Source organism: Salmonella sp. WC3 (assembly GCF_042932255.1).
GTDB classification, from domain to species: Bacteria; Pseudomonadota; Gammaproteobacteria; order Enterobacterales; family Enterobacteriaceae; genus Salmonella; species Salmonella enterica.
The window spans coordinates 3709853-3727041 of the sequence record NZ_CP170629.1; the positions used below are offsets into that span (position 1 = coordinate 3709853).

The 17189-nt window shown below is 56.4% G+C and carries 5 protein-coding genes and 1 pseudogene; 4 read left to right on the top strand and 2 right to left on the bottom strand.

Annotation, left to right across the window (positions count from 1 at the left end):
- Positions 1 to 75: 75 nt before the first annotated feature.
- Positions 76 to 366, bottom strand: coding sequence for an RnfH family protein (locus ACFK9X_RS18205; RefSeq protein ID WP_001112990.1), 291 nt, complete (start codon positions 364 to 366; stop codon positions 76 to 78).
- Entirely contained in the window at positions 356 to 793 is a 438-nt protein-coding gene (locus ACFK9X_RS18210; protein WP_001537508.1) for a type II toxin-antitoxin system RatA family toxin, read from the bottom strand. The genes ACFK9X_RS18205 and ACFK9X_RS18210 overlap by 11 nt, the downstream gene beginning before the upstream one ends.
- A 188-nt stretch (positions 794 to 981) precedes the next feature.
- On the opposite strand from ACFK9X_RS18210, the gene smpB reads away from it, so the two are divergent.
- From smpB to ACFK9X_RS18230, 4 genes and pseudogenes are all read left to right on the top strand, one after another.
- Positions 982 to 1464, top strand: coding sequence for an SsrA-binding protein SmpB (gene smpB / locus ACFK9X_RS18215; protein WP_001518569.1), 483 nt, complete (start codon positions 982 to 984; stop codon positions 1462 to 1464).
- 614 nt (positions 1465 to 2078) lie between these two features.
- Complete coding sequence (gene bapA, locus ACFK9X_RS18220) at positions 2079 to 13538, top strand: biofilm-associated protein BapA (protein WP_151117254.1); 11460 nt, start codon at positions 2079 to 2081, stop codon at positions 13536 to 13538.
- A 64-nt stretch (positions 13539 to 13602) separates the two neighbouring features.
- Positions 13603 to 15012 carry a TolC family outer membrane protein gene (locus ACFK9X_RS18225; protein ID WP_151117256.1) on the top strand — a complete coding sequence of 470 codons (1410 nt, stop codon included), beginning with the start codon at positions 13603 to 13605 and terminating at the stop codon, positions 15010 to 15012.
- Positions 15009 to 17188: pseudogene (locus ACFK9X_RS18230) on the top strand (type I secretion system permease/ATPase). The gene ACFK9X_RS18225 and the pseudogene ACFK9X_RS18230 overlap by 4 nt, the downstream one beginning before the upstream one ends.
- Position 17189: the final 1 nt, after the last annotated feature.

The window sequence follows — 17189 nt, forward strand, 5'->3', positions numbered from 1 at the left end:
TTATCTGGCTTACAGGCACGCCTGTGCTTCAGGTGTGGTACGGCTTTCACACCGTTATCCGGCAAAAGAGGCTAATTATCTGCCAGCCGATTTTTCGGCACGCTGGCGGCGTAATGCTTTTGGATCGGCGATTAAGGGACGGTAAATTTCAACCCGATCGCCATCCTGCACCGTATCGGTGAGTTTTACCGGACGACTGTAGATACCTACTTTATTTTTCGCCAGATCGATATCCGTGCGCAATTCCAGCAAGCCGGAAGCGCGAATCGCCTCTTCGACCGTCGCGCCCTCCTCCAGTGTTACGCGCTGCAAATACTGCTTTTCCGGCAGCGCATAAGCCACTTCAACCACAAGTTTATCCGGCACGGTAAACCTCTTTGGCGCGAACCGTAAACGCCTGCACCATGTTGGACGCTAACTCTTTGAATATACGACCAAACGCCAGCTCAATGAGTTTATTGGTAAACTCAAAATCAAGCTGAAACTCAATGCGGCACGCCTCGGGGCTGAGCGGGGTAAATTTCCAGCCGCCGATCAGCTTTTTAAAGGGGCCATCCACCAGATGCATCAGAATACTCTGGTTACGCGTTAGCTGATTACGCGTCGTAAACGTCTTGCTGATACCCGCCTTCGACACGTCAACAGCCGCCGTCATCTGTGCTGGCGATGACTCCAGGACGCGACTACCAACACACCCAGGCAAAAACTGGGGATACGATTGCACGTCATTCACTAACTGATACATCTGTTCCGCACTGTAGGGGACTAAAGCAGTCCGACTAATCTGAGGCATAGCAATTCCCATCAACATAAATCGTGTAAATAATACCACTTATCAGCGAGTAAAAAAAATGCTGTCCCCAACCGTCATGCCTTAATTGTGCGTGCATAGCCCAACTCATGCTAAGATAGATTTTTGCACCTCATCAGGACGTAATGGGGTGTTTTCGATATCAGATTACCTATGAATTCACGACACTTATGACGAAGAAAAAAGCACATAAACCGGGCTCAGCCACCATCGCGCTGAATAAGCGCGCCCGGCACGAATACTTTATCGAAGAAGAGTTCGAGGCTGGTCTCGCCCTGCAAGGCTGGGAAGTAAAATCTCTGCGCGCAGGAAAAGCCAATATCGGCGACAGTTACGTTATCCTCAAAGATGGCGAGGCCTGGCTGTTTGGCGCAAACTTTACGCCGATGGCGGTCGCCTCGACACATGTCGTATGCGACCCAACCCGAACCCGCAAATTGTTGTTAAATCAGCGTGAGCTTGATTCGCTGTATGGCCGTATTAATCGTGAAGGTTATACTGTCGTCGCGCTTTCTCTGTACTGGAAAAATGCCTGGTGCAAAGTGAAGATCGGCGTGGCGAAAGGTAAAAAACAACATGATAAACGTTCCGATCTTAAAGAACGTGAGTGGCAACTGGATAAAGCACGCATTATGAAAAATGCAGGCCGATAATAGACATTTTTTGTGACCAGCTTCTCAGTATGAAGCTGGTCAATGTTCATATCTCATGCATGCCTCGAAAATATATTCTCTGTGTCTGACGCTTATCAATAGCAATAAATACCACAACAAGAATATATTCTTTGTTTAAAAAATTTTTATAGCCTAATAACACAATACTTCAAATGATTTTTATAAAATTTAATATTGCTGAATACCTTCACAAAAAGTATTGTTTTTATGTTAAAAGAGAAAAAGAAGAAAAAATTAAAATTCATTATAAAACATAAAGATAAATAAAAAATTATCATGCATTGTTAGCCCACTCCACCTCTACTTAACACAAACTCCGTTATATTTCAGACGCACTAACACCTTTATCAATAGATCTTAATTTGCAGAAAGATTTTTTTCTGACTATATCATCTAATACGAAAGCACTAGTCAGGCACAAAAAACAAAGGGTTATTCGGCGAGAAAACCAGACCTCCACCTACGCTCATAAAAAAGAATATGGCTACGGAAATTCATCTCTCACGATGAACGGGAAGGCTCGTCTACGCATTTTGCCCTGAACGTCGTGCCCGTTAATTAATACACAGAGCAAATCCATCAGGAGCTAATTTATGCGTCTACTCGCCGTGGTTTCGAAATTGACTGGCGTCTCCACCACTGTGGAATCCTCAGCGATCACTCTTAACGCCCCGTCAATTGTTAAATTATCAGTGGCCCGGGAGGAAATTAGTCAACTTACGCGCATTAATCAGGATCTGGTGGTGAGGCTCCATTCCGGCGAAACGATCACGATTAAAAACTTTTACGTTACCAACGATCTGGGCGCAAGCCAGTTAGTACTGGCGGAAAACGATGGCACGTTATGGTGGGTAGAAAATCCTCAAGCCGGGCTACATTTTGAACAAATCGCTGATATTAATGAGCTGCTGGTCACTTCCGGCGTTTCCCATGAAGCAGGCGGCGCCGTTTGGCCGTGGGTACTGGCTGGCGCGGTGGCGGCTGGCGGCATTGCCGCTATCGCGTCTTCCGGCGGCGGCGATTCCCACCATCATTCGGATGGCGATAATCCGCCCCCCGATAACACCAATCCTGACGGTAATCCCCCTGATAACAGCAATCCCGGCGGCAGTACCCCCAACGGCAATACTCCAGGTAGCAGTAATCCTGTAGATACTACCCCGCCTCTCGCTCCCGGCGAATTATTGATTTCAGCGGACGGAAAAACGGTAAGCGGGCAAGCCGAAGCGGGCAGTACCATTACCATCAAAGATCCCTCAGGCAACGTCGTTGGCGAGGGCAAAGCGGATAGCGACGGTAAATTTAGTATTGATCTGACAGCGCCACAGCTTAGCGGCGAACAACTTACCGTGACCGCGACTGACGATGCCGGCAATACCGGCCCATCCGCAACCATTGATGCGCCCAACATTCCTCTCCCCGATACACCAGCTATCACCGCCGCTATCGATGATGCCGCTCCCCTCACCGGCACGCTGAGCAATAATCAGTTTACGAACGACAATACCCCCACGCTGGAGGGCACCGGCAGCGCTGGCACAGTCATCCATATTTACGCCAATGGTCAGGAAATAGGCTCCACAACGGTTGATAGCAGCGGAAGCTGGCGTTTTGCCATTACCAGCGCGCTAGCGGATGGGGAAAATCATTTCACCGCCATTGCGACTAACGTTAAAGGCGAAAGTAGCGAATCAGCCCGCTTTACACTGACTATCGACACACTCAGCCCCGATGCCCCACGCGTTGAACTGATTGCCGATAACACCGGTTTGCTCACCGGGCCGCTACAGAATAATGACCGGACTGACGAGGCAAAACCGCTATTTTCCGGGCAGGGAGAGGCAGGCAATACCATCACGATTAAAGAGGGTTCAACCGTTATCGGCAGCGCTACCGTAGACGAAAATGGGCGCTGGACCTTTACGCCGACTACGCCGTTAAGCGATGGCGAACATACCTTTACCGTCGAACAAAGCGACAAAGCCGGAAACACGAGCCGCGTGACGACAACGCCTACTATCATTGTGGACACCACACCGCCGGACGCCGCTACCATTGATAATGTCGCGAAAGACGGCACAACCGTTAGCGGCACCGCTGAAGCTGGCAGTACCGTGTCGATCTATGACCCGGCGGGAAATTACCTGGGCTCCACGATTACCGGAGAAAATAACCACTTCAGCATCACGCTGAATCCAGCCCAGACCCACGGCGAGCGTCTGGAAGCGCGTATTCAGGACGCCGTCGGTAACATCGGCCCCGCCACGGAGTTTACCGCTTCTGACTCACAGAATCCTGCCCAGCCGACTATCCTTACCGTGACGGATGACGCTGGCACCGTTACCGGGCTGTTGAAAAATGGCGATACCACAGATGATAACCGCCCAACCCTCAGCGGTACTGCTGAACCAGGCAGTACGATATCGATTAACGATAATGGCTTTCCTGTACCGACCTTTCCGCCCATTGTCGCTGACGCTGACGGCAAATGGAGCTTTACCCCCTCGCTGGCGCTTGCCGATGGCGACCATGTCTTTACCGCTACCGCGACCAACGATCGCGGCACCAGCGGGCAGTCCGTCTCCTTTACCATTGATATCGACACGCAGCCGCCGGTGCTGGAAGGCCTGGCGGTTAGCGACGTCGGCGACAGACTCACCGGCACTACGGAAGCTGGCAGCACTGTGGTTATCAAAGATAGCCTGGGAAATACGCTCGGTAGTGGAACGGCAGGCGACGACGGTACCTTCTCAATAGGTATTAGCCCGGCGAAAATTAACGGCGAAACATTAAGCATTAGCGTTACCGATAAAGCCGCGAATAGCGGTCCGGTAGAAACGCTGAACGCGCCGGATAAAACTGCGCCTGCGGCACCGGACTGTCTTACCGTGGCGACCGACGGTCTGTCCGTAAGCGGTCAGGCGGAAGCCGGGGCAACGGTCACTATCCGCGACAGTAGCAACACCGTACTTGGCAGCGCCGTCGCTAATGGCAACGGACAATTTATCGTTCCGCTGAATACGGCGCAGACTAACGGCCAGGCGCTTATCGCTACCGCCACCGATGTCGCGAAAAACGAAAGCGCCGCCGCGACGGTTATCGCGCCGGACAGTACCGCGCCGGAAATGCCGAAAAACGTGGTAATTAGTGAGGATGGCACCAGTATCAGCGGCACCGCCGAACCGGGTAGCGCCATCACGATCGCCACGCCGGACGGCAAGCCGCTTGGCAGCGGCAAAGCAGATGGCGAAGGTCATTTTACCCTTCCCCTCGTCCCCGCACAGACCAACGGCGAACAGGTTACCGCCACCGACAGCGCCAACAACGTCAGCCCGCCAACCACAGCGCAAGCGCCCGATATCACCGCCCCGGATAAGCCCATTATCACTCAGGTGCTGGACGATGTTGAAAGCTTCACCGGGCCGCTGGTTAACGGACAAACCACCAACGACAACCGTCCCACCCTTAGCGGTACGGCGGAGGCCGGCGCGCGTGTCGAAGTCTTTGATAACGGCGTTTCACTGGAACTCGCCACGCTACAGCCCAACGGTGCCTGGACGTTTACGCCGTCGCAAAATTTAGGTGAAGGCGCGCATCGACTGACCGTAATCGCAACCGACGCTAAAGGCAATGCCAGTCAGGCCGCGTCATTCGACCTGGTGGTCGATACGCAATCGCCGCAGCAACCGGTAATCACCTTCATTACAGATGATGCGCCGGGTATTCTCGGTAGCGTCGCGCATCTGGGGCTCACTAACGACAGCACGCCAACGATTAATGGTACAGGTGAACCGGGTTCCACAGTACACCTGTATCAGAATGGCGCCCGGATAGCAGATATTATCGTCGGTAATTCCGGCGTCTGGAGCTACGCTTACACCACGGCCTCGCCACTGGCGGACGACACCTACACCTTTACCGTGACGGCCAGCGACAGTAACGGCAACACCACGCCTTTTTCGACCGATTTTACGATTACCATTGATACCCAGGCCCCTGCCGCCCCCGGCGTTATCGGCGTAGCTAACGGCGACGGAAATACGATTGATACCAATCAGATTACCCAGGAATCCCAGCCCCGGTTGAGCGGTAGCGGCACCGCAGGCGACACAATCATCCTTTACGATAATGGCAATGCCATAGGTCAGGCGCTGGTCGGCACGGACGGGCGCTGGCAGTTTACGCCGCCTGCCGCGCTGGGCGACGGCGACCACCATCTGACCGCTCGCGCCAACGATCCGGCGGGGAACGAAAGTCCCGAATCCCTCAGCTTTACCCTGCGCGTCGATACCCAGGCGCCGGATGCGCCGCAGATCGTGTCAGCCGCCATCACCGGCGGAGAAGGCGAGATGCTACTGGCAAACGGCAGTATTACCAATCAGCGTATGCCGACCCTCAGCGGCACCGGCGAACCCGGCACCATCATCACCCTGTACAATAACGGCGTAGAACTGGCTACCGTCCAGGTCAATCCACAGGGTAGCTGGACCTATCCACTAACCCGTAATCTGAGCGAAGGGTTAAACATCCTGACGGCCACCGCCACGGATGCCGCAGGCAATAGTAGCCCCACCTCCAGCGTTTTCTCCGTTACCCTTGATACCCAGCCTCCAGCGCAGCCTGACGCGCCGCTAATCAGCGATAACGTCGCGCCGGTTATCGGCAACATCGGCAATAATGGCGCAACGAACGATACCACGCCGACCTTCAGCGGCACGGGAGAGATCGGCAGCACGATTATTCTCTACAATAATGGCAGTGAAATTGGTCGCACAACGGTAGGCGATAACGGAAGCTGGAGCTTTACGCCTGCGGCACTGACGCCAGAAACCTATACCATTACCGTCACGGAAACCGATATAGCGGGCAATATCAGTCCACCTTCCGCCTCAGTCACTTTTACGCTAGACACCACTGCGCCCGCCAATCCAGTTATCACTTTTGCCGAAGATAACGTCGGCGAAGTCCAGGATACTATTGTCAGCGGCGCAACCACTGACGACAATACACCAGTCATTCACGGCACTGGCGACATCGGCAGCATTATTACGCTCTATAACGGCAGCAGCGTTTTAGGCGTAGTCACCGTCGATGAGACCGGCACATGGACGCTGCCGGTGACCAGCGCGTTGCCGGATGGCGTCTACACCCTGACCGCCATTGCCGCCGATGCAGCCGGAAACAGCAGCGGCGTATCGAACAGCTTTACCTTCACCGTCGACACCGTTCCGTTGCAGCCGCCCGTCGTCAATGAGATCCTCGACGATGTTGCACCAGTGACCGGGCCATTAACCGATGGCGCCTTTACTAACGATCGGACGCTGACTATTAACGGCAGCGGCGAAAACGGCAGCACCGTCACGATTTACGACAATGGCGTGGCAATCGGGACGGCGCTCGTCACCGACGGGGTCTGGACATTCAATACGCCCGAATTATCAGAAGCCAGCCATGCGCTAACCTTCAGCGCGACTGACGATGCTGGAAATACCACGGCGCAAACCCAGCCGATCACTATTACCGTGGATATCACTGCCCCGCCCGCGCCAACGATCCAGACGGTGGACGACGATGGCACGCGCGTCGCCGGACTTGCCGATCCTTACGCTACCGTTGAAATTCACCATGCCGATGGCACCCTGGTCGGCAGCGCTGTCGCTAATGGCACCGGTGAATTCGTCGTTACGCTCAGTCCGGCGCAAACCGATGGCGGTACGCTGACGGCAATTGCTATCGATCGCGCGGGGAATAACGGCCCGGCTACGAATTTTCCCGCTTCCGACAGCGGTCTGCCCGCCGTCCCGGCCATCACGGCGATTGAAGATGATGTCGGGAGCGTACAGGGGAATATTGCGGCGGGCGGCGCCACGGACGACACCATGCCGACGCTGCGCGGCACCACGGATATCGGCTCTACCGTTGAAGTTTTCATTGATGGCGATTCGGCAGGCTTTGCCACCGTTGACGCCAGCGGGAACTGGATCTTTGAGATCGCGACGCCATTAAGCGAAAGCACACATTACTTCACCGTCCAGGCAACCAATGCGAATGGCCCGGGCGGCCTGTCCGCACCGGTCGGGATCACTGTCGATCTTAGCGCGCCGGCGCAACCGGTTATTACCAGCGCAACGGATGATGTCCCCGGCATGACCGGTACGCTGGATAACGGCGCGCTCACCAATGATTCACGCCCGACGCTCAACGGAACGGGAGAAGCTGGCGCCACGATCCGCATTCTGGATAACGGCGTAGAAATCGGTTCCGCCACGGTAGATCAAAGCGGCAACTGGCGCTTCACCCCGAACGCGCCGCTAGAGAGCAACGCGCACATCTTTACCGCCGTGGCGACCGATCCCGCTGGCAATAGCGGCCAGCCTTCGGACGGCTTTACGCTGAACATTGACGCGCAGGCGCCAGATGTGCCGGTTATCACGTCCGTGATTGACGATAACAATCAACCGACCGTTCCGGTGTTACCGGGGCAATCCACCGACGATCGGCAGCCAATACTGAACGGAACTGGCGAACCTGGCGCGACAATCACCATTTTTGATAACGGTACGCCGCTTGGCACGGCTCAGGTAGGCGAAAACGGTAGCTGGACCTTCCCGGTGCCCCGCAATTTGTCAGAGGGAAGCCATAATCTGACGGTTAGCGCTACCGATCCGGCGGGCAATACCAGCGCGGTCTCCGCGCCGTGGACGATCGTGGTCGATATTACGCCTCCGGCGATCCCGGTTCTCACCTCCGTCGTGGATGACCAGCCCGGAATTACCGGCAACCTGGTTAGCGGGCAGCTAACGAACGATGCGACGCCCACCCTGAACGGGCGCGGAGAGGCAGGCGCGACGATTAATGTCTATCTTGACGGTAATCCCGCGTCCATCGGTACCACGACGGTGAATAGCGACGGCACGTGGAGTTTCACGCCGCAGACGCCGCTTGCAAACGGTAGCCACACGTTCACCCTTAGCGCCACCGATCCGGCGGGTAATAGCAGCGCGGTGTCCAGCGGATTTGTGCTGACGATTGACGCCACACCGCCCGCCGCGCCGGTTATCGCCAGCGTGGCAGATAATACGGCGCCGGTAACGGGCATCGTCCCCAACGGCGGCTCGACGAACGAAACCCGACCAACACTCTCGGGTACCGGTGAGGCGGGTACAACCATCTCGATTTATAATGGCAGCGCGCTGGTCGGTACGGCGCAAGTTCAGGCCAACGGTAGCTGGAGCTTTACACCGTCTACCTCGCTGGGCGCGGGCGTCTGGAACCTGACGGCGACAGCAACCGATGCGGCAGGCAATACCAGCACCGCGTCCGAAATACGCTCGTTTACTATTGATACCACGGCTCCCGCCGCGCCTGTTATTGATACGGTCTACGACGGTACGGGCCCCATTACCGGCAATCTGAGTTCAGGACAGATCACAGACGAGGCGCGCCCTGTCATTAGCGGCACCCGTGAAACCAACACAACTATTCGTCTCTACGATAACGGCACGCTGCTGGCTGAAATTCCCGCCGACAATAGCAGTAGCTGGCGCTACACGCCCGACGCCTCGCTGGCGACGGGCAACCATGTAATTACCGTCATTGCCGTTGATGCCGCAGGCAACGCCAGCCCCGTTTCGGACAGCGTTAATTTCGTCGTCGATACTACGCCGCCGCTGACGCCGGTAATCACATCAGTCAGTGACGATCAGGCGCCAGGCCTCGGCACGATCGCGAACGGCCAAAATACCAACGATCCTACGCCAACCTTCAGCGGCACCGCAGAAGCCGGCGCCACGATCACGCTCTATGAAAATGGTACGGTCATTGGCACGACAACGGCTCAGCCTGACGGCGCGTGGAGCGTCTCCACCTCAACGCTGGCAAGCGGAACGCACGTCATCACCGCCGTCGCCACCGATGCCGCAGGAAACAGCAGCCCGAACAGTACGGCTTTCACCCTGACGGTCGATACCACCGCGCCGCAAACGCCAATCCTGACGTCCGTGGTGGATGACGTCGCGGGTGGGGTCACAGGAAATCTCGCTAATGGTCAGATAACCAATGATAACCGCCCCACGCTGAACGGCACTGCCGAAGCGGGCAGCGTGGTCAGTATCTATGATGGCGACACTCTGCTTGGCGTCACCTCGGCTAACGCGAGCGGCGCGTGGAGCTTCACGCCGACGACAGGGTTAAACGACGGCACGCGCACATTAACAGTGACCGCCACCGACCCGGCAGGCAACGTTAGCCCGGCCACCAGCGGTTTTACTATCGTGGTCGATACCCTTGCGCCAACGGTTCCGCTTATAACCAGCATCGTTGATGATGTCCCGAACAACACCGGTGCCATTGGCAATGGACAATCGACCAACGACACACAGCCGACGCTCAACGGTACTGCGGAAGCCAACAGCGCGGTAAGCATCTTCGATAATGGCGCGCTGGTCGCGACCGTGAACGCCAATGCCAGCGGCAACTGGAGCTGGACGCCAACCGTCGCGCTCGGCCAGGGAAGTCACGCCTATAGCGTTAGCGCCGCCGATGCGGCTGGCAACGTTAGCGCCGCTTCGCCATCGATAACGATTATCGTGGATACCATTGCGCCCGGCAACCTGGTCATCAATGCTACCGGTAATCGCGTGACGGGCACCGCGGAAGCAGGCAGTACAGTGACGATTACCTCTGATACTGGTGTGGTACTGGGAACCGCCACCGCCGACGGTACAGGCAGCTTCACCGCCACACTCACGCCCGCGCAGACCAATGGTCAGCCGCTACTGGCATTTGCCCAAGATAAAGCAGGCAACACAGGCATTGCCGCCGGATTTACCGCGCCCGATACGCGCGTGCCGGAAGCACCGATCATCACCAACGTAGTGGATGATGTGGGTATTTATACCGGCGCTATCGCCAACGGTCAGGTCACTAATGACGCACAACCCACATTGAATGGTACCGCTCAGGCGGGCGCCACGGTGAGCATTTATAACAACGGGGCGCTGCTCGGCACCACCACGGCGAACGCCAGCGGAAACTGGAGCTTTACCCCGACAGGTAATTTGACCGAAGGCAGCCACGCCTTCACCGCCACCGCGACTAACGCCAACGGTACAGGCAGCGTCTCCACCGCCGCGACGGTGATTGTCGATACGCTGGCGCCCGGTACGCCGTCAGGTACGCTCAGCGCCGATGGCGGTTCACTTTCCGGACAGGCAGAGGCAAACAGCACCGTAACCGTCACGCTGGCGGGCGGCGTGACGCTCACCACCACCGCCGGCAGCAACGGCGCATGGTCTCTCACCTTGCCGACAAAACAAATTGAAGGTCAGCTCATTAACGTGACGGCCACTGACGCTGCGGGTAACGCCTCCGGCACGTTAGGCATTACCGCGCCGGTTCTGCCGCTGGCGGCAAGGGATAACATCACCAGTCTTGATCTGACCTCGACCGCCGTCACCAGCACGCAAAACTATTCGGATTACGGCCTGCTGCTGGTTGGCGCGCTTGGCAATGTCGCCTCGGTTTTGGGTAACGATACCGCTCAGGTTGAGTTCACCATTGCTGAAGGTGGTACGGGCGACGTCACCATCGATGCCGCCGCAACGGGAATCGTGCTTTCGCTGCTCAGTACTCAGAAGATTGTGGTACAGCGCTACGACACCAGCCTCGGCGCCTGGACGACGATCGTCAACACCGCCGTTGGCGACTTCGCGAATTTGCTTACCCTGACCGGGAGCGGCGTTACCCTGAACCTGAGCGGCCTGGGCGAAGGCCAGTACCGGGTACTCACTTATAACACCAGTCTGCTCGCTACCGGGTCATATACCAGCCTGGATGTCGATGTACACCAGACCAGCGCAGGTATTATTAGCGGGCCAACCATCAGTACCGGCAACGTCATGGCTGATGATACCGCGCCGACGGGCACCACGGTCACCGCCATCACCAACGCCAACGGCGTCAGTACGCCGGTCGGCGCGGGCGGCGTGGATATCCTGGGGCAATACGGCACGCTGCACATTAATCAGGATGGCAGTTACACCTACACGCTGACTAAGCCCACGGCGGGATACGGACATAAAGAGAGCTTCACCTACACCATCACCCAGAATGGCGTCGGTAGCAGCGCCGCGCAACTGGTTATTAATTTGGGTCCCGCGCCTGTACCGGGCAGCGTGATAGCGACAGACAATAACGCCTCGCTGGTCTTTGATACTCACGTTAGCTACGTCAACAACGGCCCCTCGACACAAAGCGGCGTCACGGTATTAAGCGTCGGACTTGGTAATGTACTGAACGCGAATCTGCTTGATGATATGACTAATCCGATCATCTTTAACGTTGAAGAAGGCGCTACGCGAACCATGACGTTACAGGGAACCGTCGGCGGCGTCTCACTGGTTTCCACGTTCGATCTGTACGTTTATCGCTTCAACGATGCCATTCAACAATATGAGCAGTTCCGGGTGCAAAAGGGCTGGATTAACACCCTGCTGTTAGCCGGACAGTCCCAGCCGCTGACCCTGACGTTGCCTGGCGGCGAATACTTGTTCGTGCTGAATACCGCCAGCGGCATTAGCGTCCTCACTGGCTATACGTTGGCGATTTCCCAGGACCACACCTATGCCGTTGACAGTATCACCGCCAACACCACCGGCAACGTACTGACCAATGATGTCGTCCCTACGGACGCCCTCCTCACTGAAGTAAACGGCGTGGCGATTGCGGCGACCGGCACAACGGAGGTAAACGGGCTGTATGGCTCGCTCATCATTGACGCAAGAGGCAACTATACCTACACGCTGAAGAACGGCGTCGGCGCCGACAGCATTAAAACGCCGGACAGCTTTATCTATACGGTCAAAGCGCCAAACGGCGATACCGATACGGCCTCGCTCAATATCACGCCAACCGCCAGGGCGCTGGATGCGATTAATGATGTCAGCGATACCCTCAGCGTCGCCACGCTTCAGGATACCGCTGCCTGGCTGGACTCCAGCGTCGGCAGCGCCAGTTGGGGGCTACTCGGCAAATCGGGCAGCGGGAGCGGCACCTTTGACGTTGCAACGGGCACCGTACTTAAAGGCGCGTCACTGGTTTTTGATGTCTCCACGCTCATTACGCTGGGCAATCTGAATATTAGCTGGGCCATTCAGGAGAACGGGACCGTCATACGCAACGGAACCGTTCCGGTGGCGAATATCACGCTGGGCAGCGCGACGGTGACCGTTAACCTGAGCGGCCTGGAGCTGGATGCCGGAACGTACACGCTTAACTTCACCGGCACCAATACCCTGGCCGGGGCGGCGACAATCACGCCACGCGTCATCGGCACCACCGTCGATCTGGATAATTTTGAAACGTCCGGAACGCATACCGTTCCCGGCAATATTTTTGACGGCAGCGATGCGGCGGGGGCGATGGATCAGCTTAATACGGTGAATACCCGCCTGAGCATTAGCGGGTATAACGGCAGCGCCGCCACGCTGGACGCCGCGGCGAATACCACCAGCGCCACGATTCAGGGACATTACGGCACATTGCAAATTAACCTTGATGGCGCCTACACCTACACCCTGAATAATGGCGTCGCGATGTCGTCCATCACCAGTAAAGAGGTCTTTACCTATCAACTGGATGACAAGATGGGTCATACGGATAGCGCCACATTGACCATTGATATGGCGCCGCAAATCGTCAGTACCAACCAAAACGATGTTCTCATCGGCTCAGCCTATGGCGATACGCTGATTTACCACCTGTTAAACGGCGCGGACGCGACCGGCGGCAACGGCGCCGATCGCTGGCAAAACTTCTCCACCGCGCAGGGCGACAAGATCGATATCCACGAACTGCTGACCGGCTGGGATCACCAGGCGGCGACGCTGGGTAACTTTGTGCAGGTTCATACCAGCGGTGCCAATACGGTGATATCCGTCGATCGCGACGGCGCCGGTAGCGCGTTTAAATCCACTGACCTTGTCACGCTGGAGAATGTGCAGCTCACGTTAAATGATCTGTTGCAGAACAACCACCTGATAACCGGCGGTTGATAAAAAAGCCCCGAACGCCACGACGTTCGGGGCAACAAGCGGTGATATTTAAAAGGGATAAACTATGGGAAGAGTCGCGCCTGTCGCCATCGTACTGGCATTTGCTTTGTTTCATCACCAGCCCCGGGGCGCAGAAGCGCTGCCAATTATCACATCCGAAGGATTAGCAACGGACCAGATGCTTCCTTCGCTGGATGGCTCCGCCGCTGAGTTGCCGCTCAGCGCCGCCGTGCCGGGCAACCTGACGCTCAATGACGCGGTCAATCGCGCCGTTAACTGGCATCCTTCTATTCGCGAAGCCATCGGCAAACTGCTCGCACAGAATGAACAAATAGAGGTCGCCAAATCGAAATATTATCCGCAAGTCAGCGCTGGCGTGAACAATGGGTACAGCAATACCTACACCGATCACGGGTATAGCCCCTCGCTAGTGCTGTCGGTATCGCAAATGCTTTATGACTTCGGCAAAGTGGCAAGCCAGGTTCGCGCCGAAACCGCAGGCGCAGCGCAGCAACAGGCCAATGTGTTGCTCAGTATTGATACCGTCGCGCACGAAACCGCCAACGCCATTGTACAAACGCAGAGCTGGCAGCAAATGGTAGAAGCGGCGGAAGAACAGCTCGTCGCGCTGGACAGCATCGGTAAACTTATCCGGCAGCGCAGCGATGAAGGCGCTACGTCGCTCTCTGACGTGGTGCAAACCGAAGCCAGAATCGAATCCGCCCGCTCGCAACTGGCGCAGTATCAGGCCAATCTCGATAGTGCGAAAGCCTCACTGATGAGCTGGCTGGGCTGGAATTCGCTTAACGGCATCAATAATGACTTCCCGGCGAAACTCGCTCGCAGCTGTGAGACGGCGACTCCCGACGATCGACTGGTGCCCGCGGTACTGGCCGCCTGGGCGCAGGCCAACGTTGCGCGGGCGAATCTGGACTATGCCAGCGCGCAAATGACGCAGACGATTTCGCTCGAACCTTCTGTACAACATTATCTTAATGATAAATATCCCAGTCATGAAGTGCTGGATAAAACCCAGTATTCCACCTGGGTGAAAGTTGAGATGCCGCTTTACCAGGGCGGAGGGCTGACTGCCCGACGCAACGCCGCCAGCCATGCGGTAGACGCGGCTCAGTCGACCATTCAGCGCACCCGGCTTGATGTCCGCCAGAAACTGATGGAGGCGCGCAGCCAGGCAATGAGTCTTGCCAGCGCGTTACAAATCCTTCGTCGGCAACAGCAGCTTAGCGAACGTACGCGCGAACTGTATCAGCAGCAATACCTTGACCTCGGTTCCCGCCCGCTGCTCGACGTGCTTAATGCGGAGCAGGAAGTTTACCAGGCGCGTTTTGCCGAACTGCAAACGGAAAGCCAGTTGCATCAGTTACAACTGAACTGTCTGTATAACACCGGCGCGCTTCGTCAGGCGTTCGCGTTAAATCATCGCAGCATTCAATCCGTGGAGATCCAGCCATGACCCGCGCCGCCCCCGATGTAGAAGAGGTACTCAGTGAGCGCGCGCTAAGCCAATGGGCGCAGGCCATCAGCCATGTCGCCGGTCATTATCGCGTTGCCTGTTCTCCCGGTTCAATTCAGGCCAACGCCCCGTGGTTTAGGGGTAAAAGCAGAACGACCGCCTTAACGCAGCTCGCGCGGCAGGCGGGTTTATCCTTTCATGCGCCGGACATAGACAAAACGGCATTTAGTCAGTGGCGATTGCCGTTGGTTGTCGAGCTCCGGGACGGGCAGTTATTGGTCATCGAACATGTTAATGGCGAAGATGCGGTAGACGTTTTTGTGATTGAAGAAGAGGGTCAGCGTAACCGCCTGACGCTCAGCGAGTTATTGCCGGAGATCCTCTATGTTGCCGCGCTACGCCCGCTATCGGCGCTCAAGGATAGCCGCGTCGACCGCTATATCTCCCGCTTTAAACCTGACTGGATGCGCGAGCTGGTTCTGCAGGATATTCGCCCTTATTTACCGGTAATGGTCGCCGCCTTTCTGATTAACGTGCTGTCGCTGGCCGGGATTGTGTTCTCTATGCAGGTTTACGATCGGGTGATCCCCGCTCAGTCATATCCTACCCTGTACGTTCTCTCCTTCGGCGTGCTGGTAGCGGTGCTGTTCGGTTTTCTGCTGCGTGAAGCGCGTACGCACATTATGGACGTGCTCGGTAAACGCGCCGATATGCGCATTTCCGATCGGGTATTCGGTCATGCGTTAAGGCTGCGCAACAGCGCTATTCCCCGTTCCACAGGCAGTTTTATCTCGCAGTTACGCGAACTGGAACAGATCCGCGAGATGATTACCTCTTCAACGCTGGCGACCATTGTCGATCTGCCTTTCTTTTTCCTGTTTATGATAGTCCTGGCGATTATTGCCCCACCGCTGGCATGGATAGCGCCCGTGGCGGCTCTGCTGATGATCCTGCCGGGCGTCGCACTGCAAAAAAACTGGCTGTCCTCGCCAACCAGGCCGCCCACGAAGCGACGCTACGCAATGCAGTCTTGGTCGAAAGCGTTCAGGGGCTGGAAGATATTAAACTGATGCAGGCGGAGAACCGCTTTCTTCAGCAGTGGAATAGCTATATCCGTATTACCGGCGAGTCGGGTCTACGCACCCGCAAACTCACGCAAGGGCTTATCAGTTGGGGGATGTCGGTACAAAGTCTGGTGTATGCCGCAGTGATTATGTTCGGCGCGCCGATGGTCATTGAAGGCAGTATGACTACCGGCGCCGTGGTCGCCGCGTCGATGCTCGGCTCGCGGATGATCGCGCCAATGGCTAACCTGTGCGGCGTGCTGGCGCGCTGGCAGCAGGTGAAAGCGGCGAAGATGGGTCTCGACAACATTATGCAACTGCCCACCGAGACACAGCATGACGATAGCCTGATACACCGCGACATCCTCCACGGGCATTACTTCTTTGAAAACGCTCAGTTTCGTTACCATAACGACGATCAACGCATACCGTTGCGCCTCGTGCGTCTGGAGATCATGCCTGGCGAGCGGATTGCGATACTGGGGCGTAACGGTGCGGGTAAATCCACACTTTTACAGGCGATGGCGGGTGGCCTGGAGATGATTCAGGGAGAGGCCCGGCTTGATAATCTCAGCTTGTCGCACATCGATATGGCGGATTTACGCCGCAACATCGGCTTTCTTAGCCAGAACGCGCGGCTTTTCTTCGGCACCCTACGAGAGAACCTGACGCTCGGCGCGCCGCACGCCAACGATGAACAGATTTTTGACGCGCTCGAAGTCAGCGGCGGCGCCGTCTTCGTCAGGCGGCTGGCAAAAGGGTTGGATCATCCCATTATGGAGGGTGGTAACGGCCTGTCCGGCGGGCAGCGTCAGTCCCTATTGCTGGCGAGAATGCTGCTGCGCTCCCCCAATATTGTGCTACTTGATGAACCCAGCGCCTCGCTGGACGAGCATACGGAACGAGAGTTTATTCAGCGGTTACATCAGTGGCTTGGCAACCGTACCCTGGTCGTCGCGACGCACCGGGTACCAATACTGGAGCTGGTTGAGCGTGTCGTTGTCCTGAAAGAAGGGCAACTGGTGATGGATGCGCCAAAAGCGCAGGCGCTTAACGCGGATCGGATGCAAAGTCACCGTCGGGAGTGGAAAAATGAAAACCAATCAGCATGAT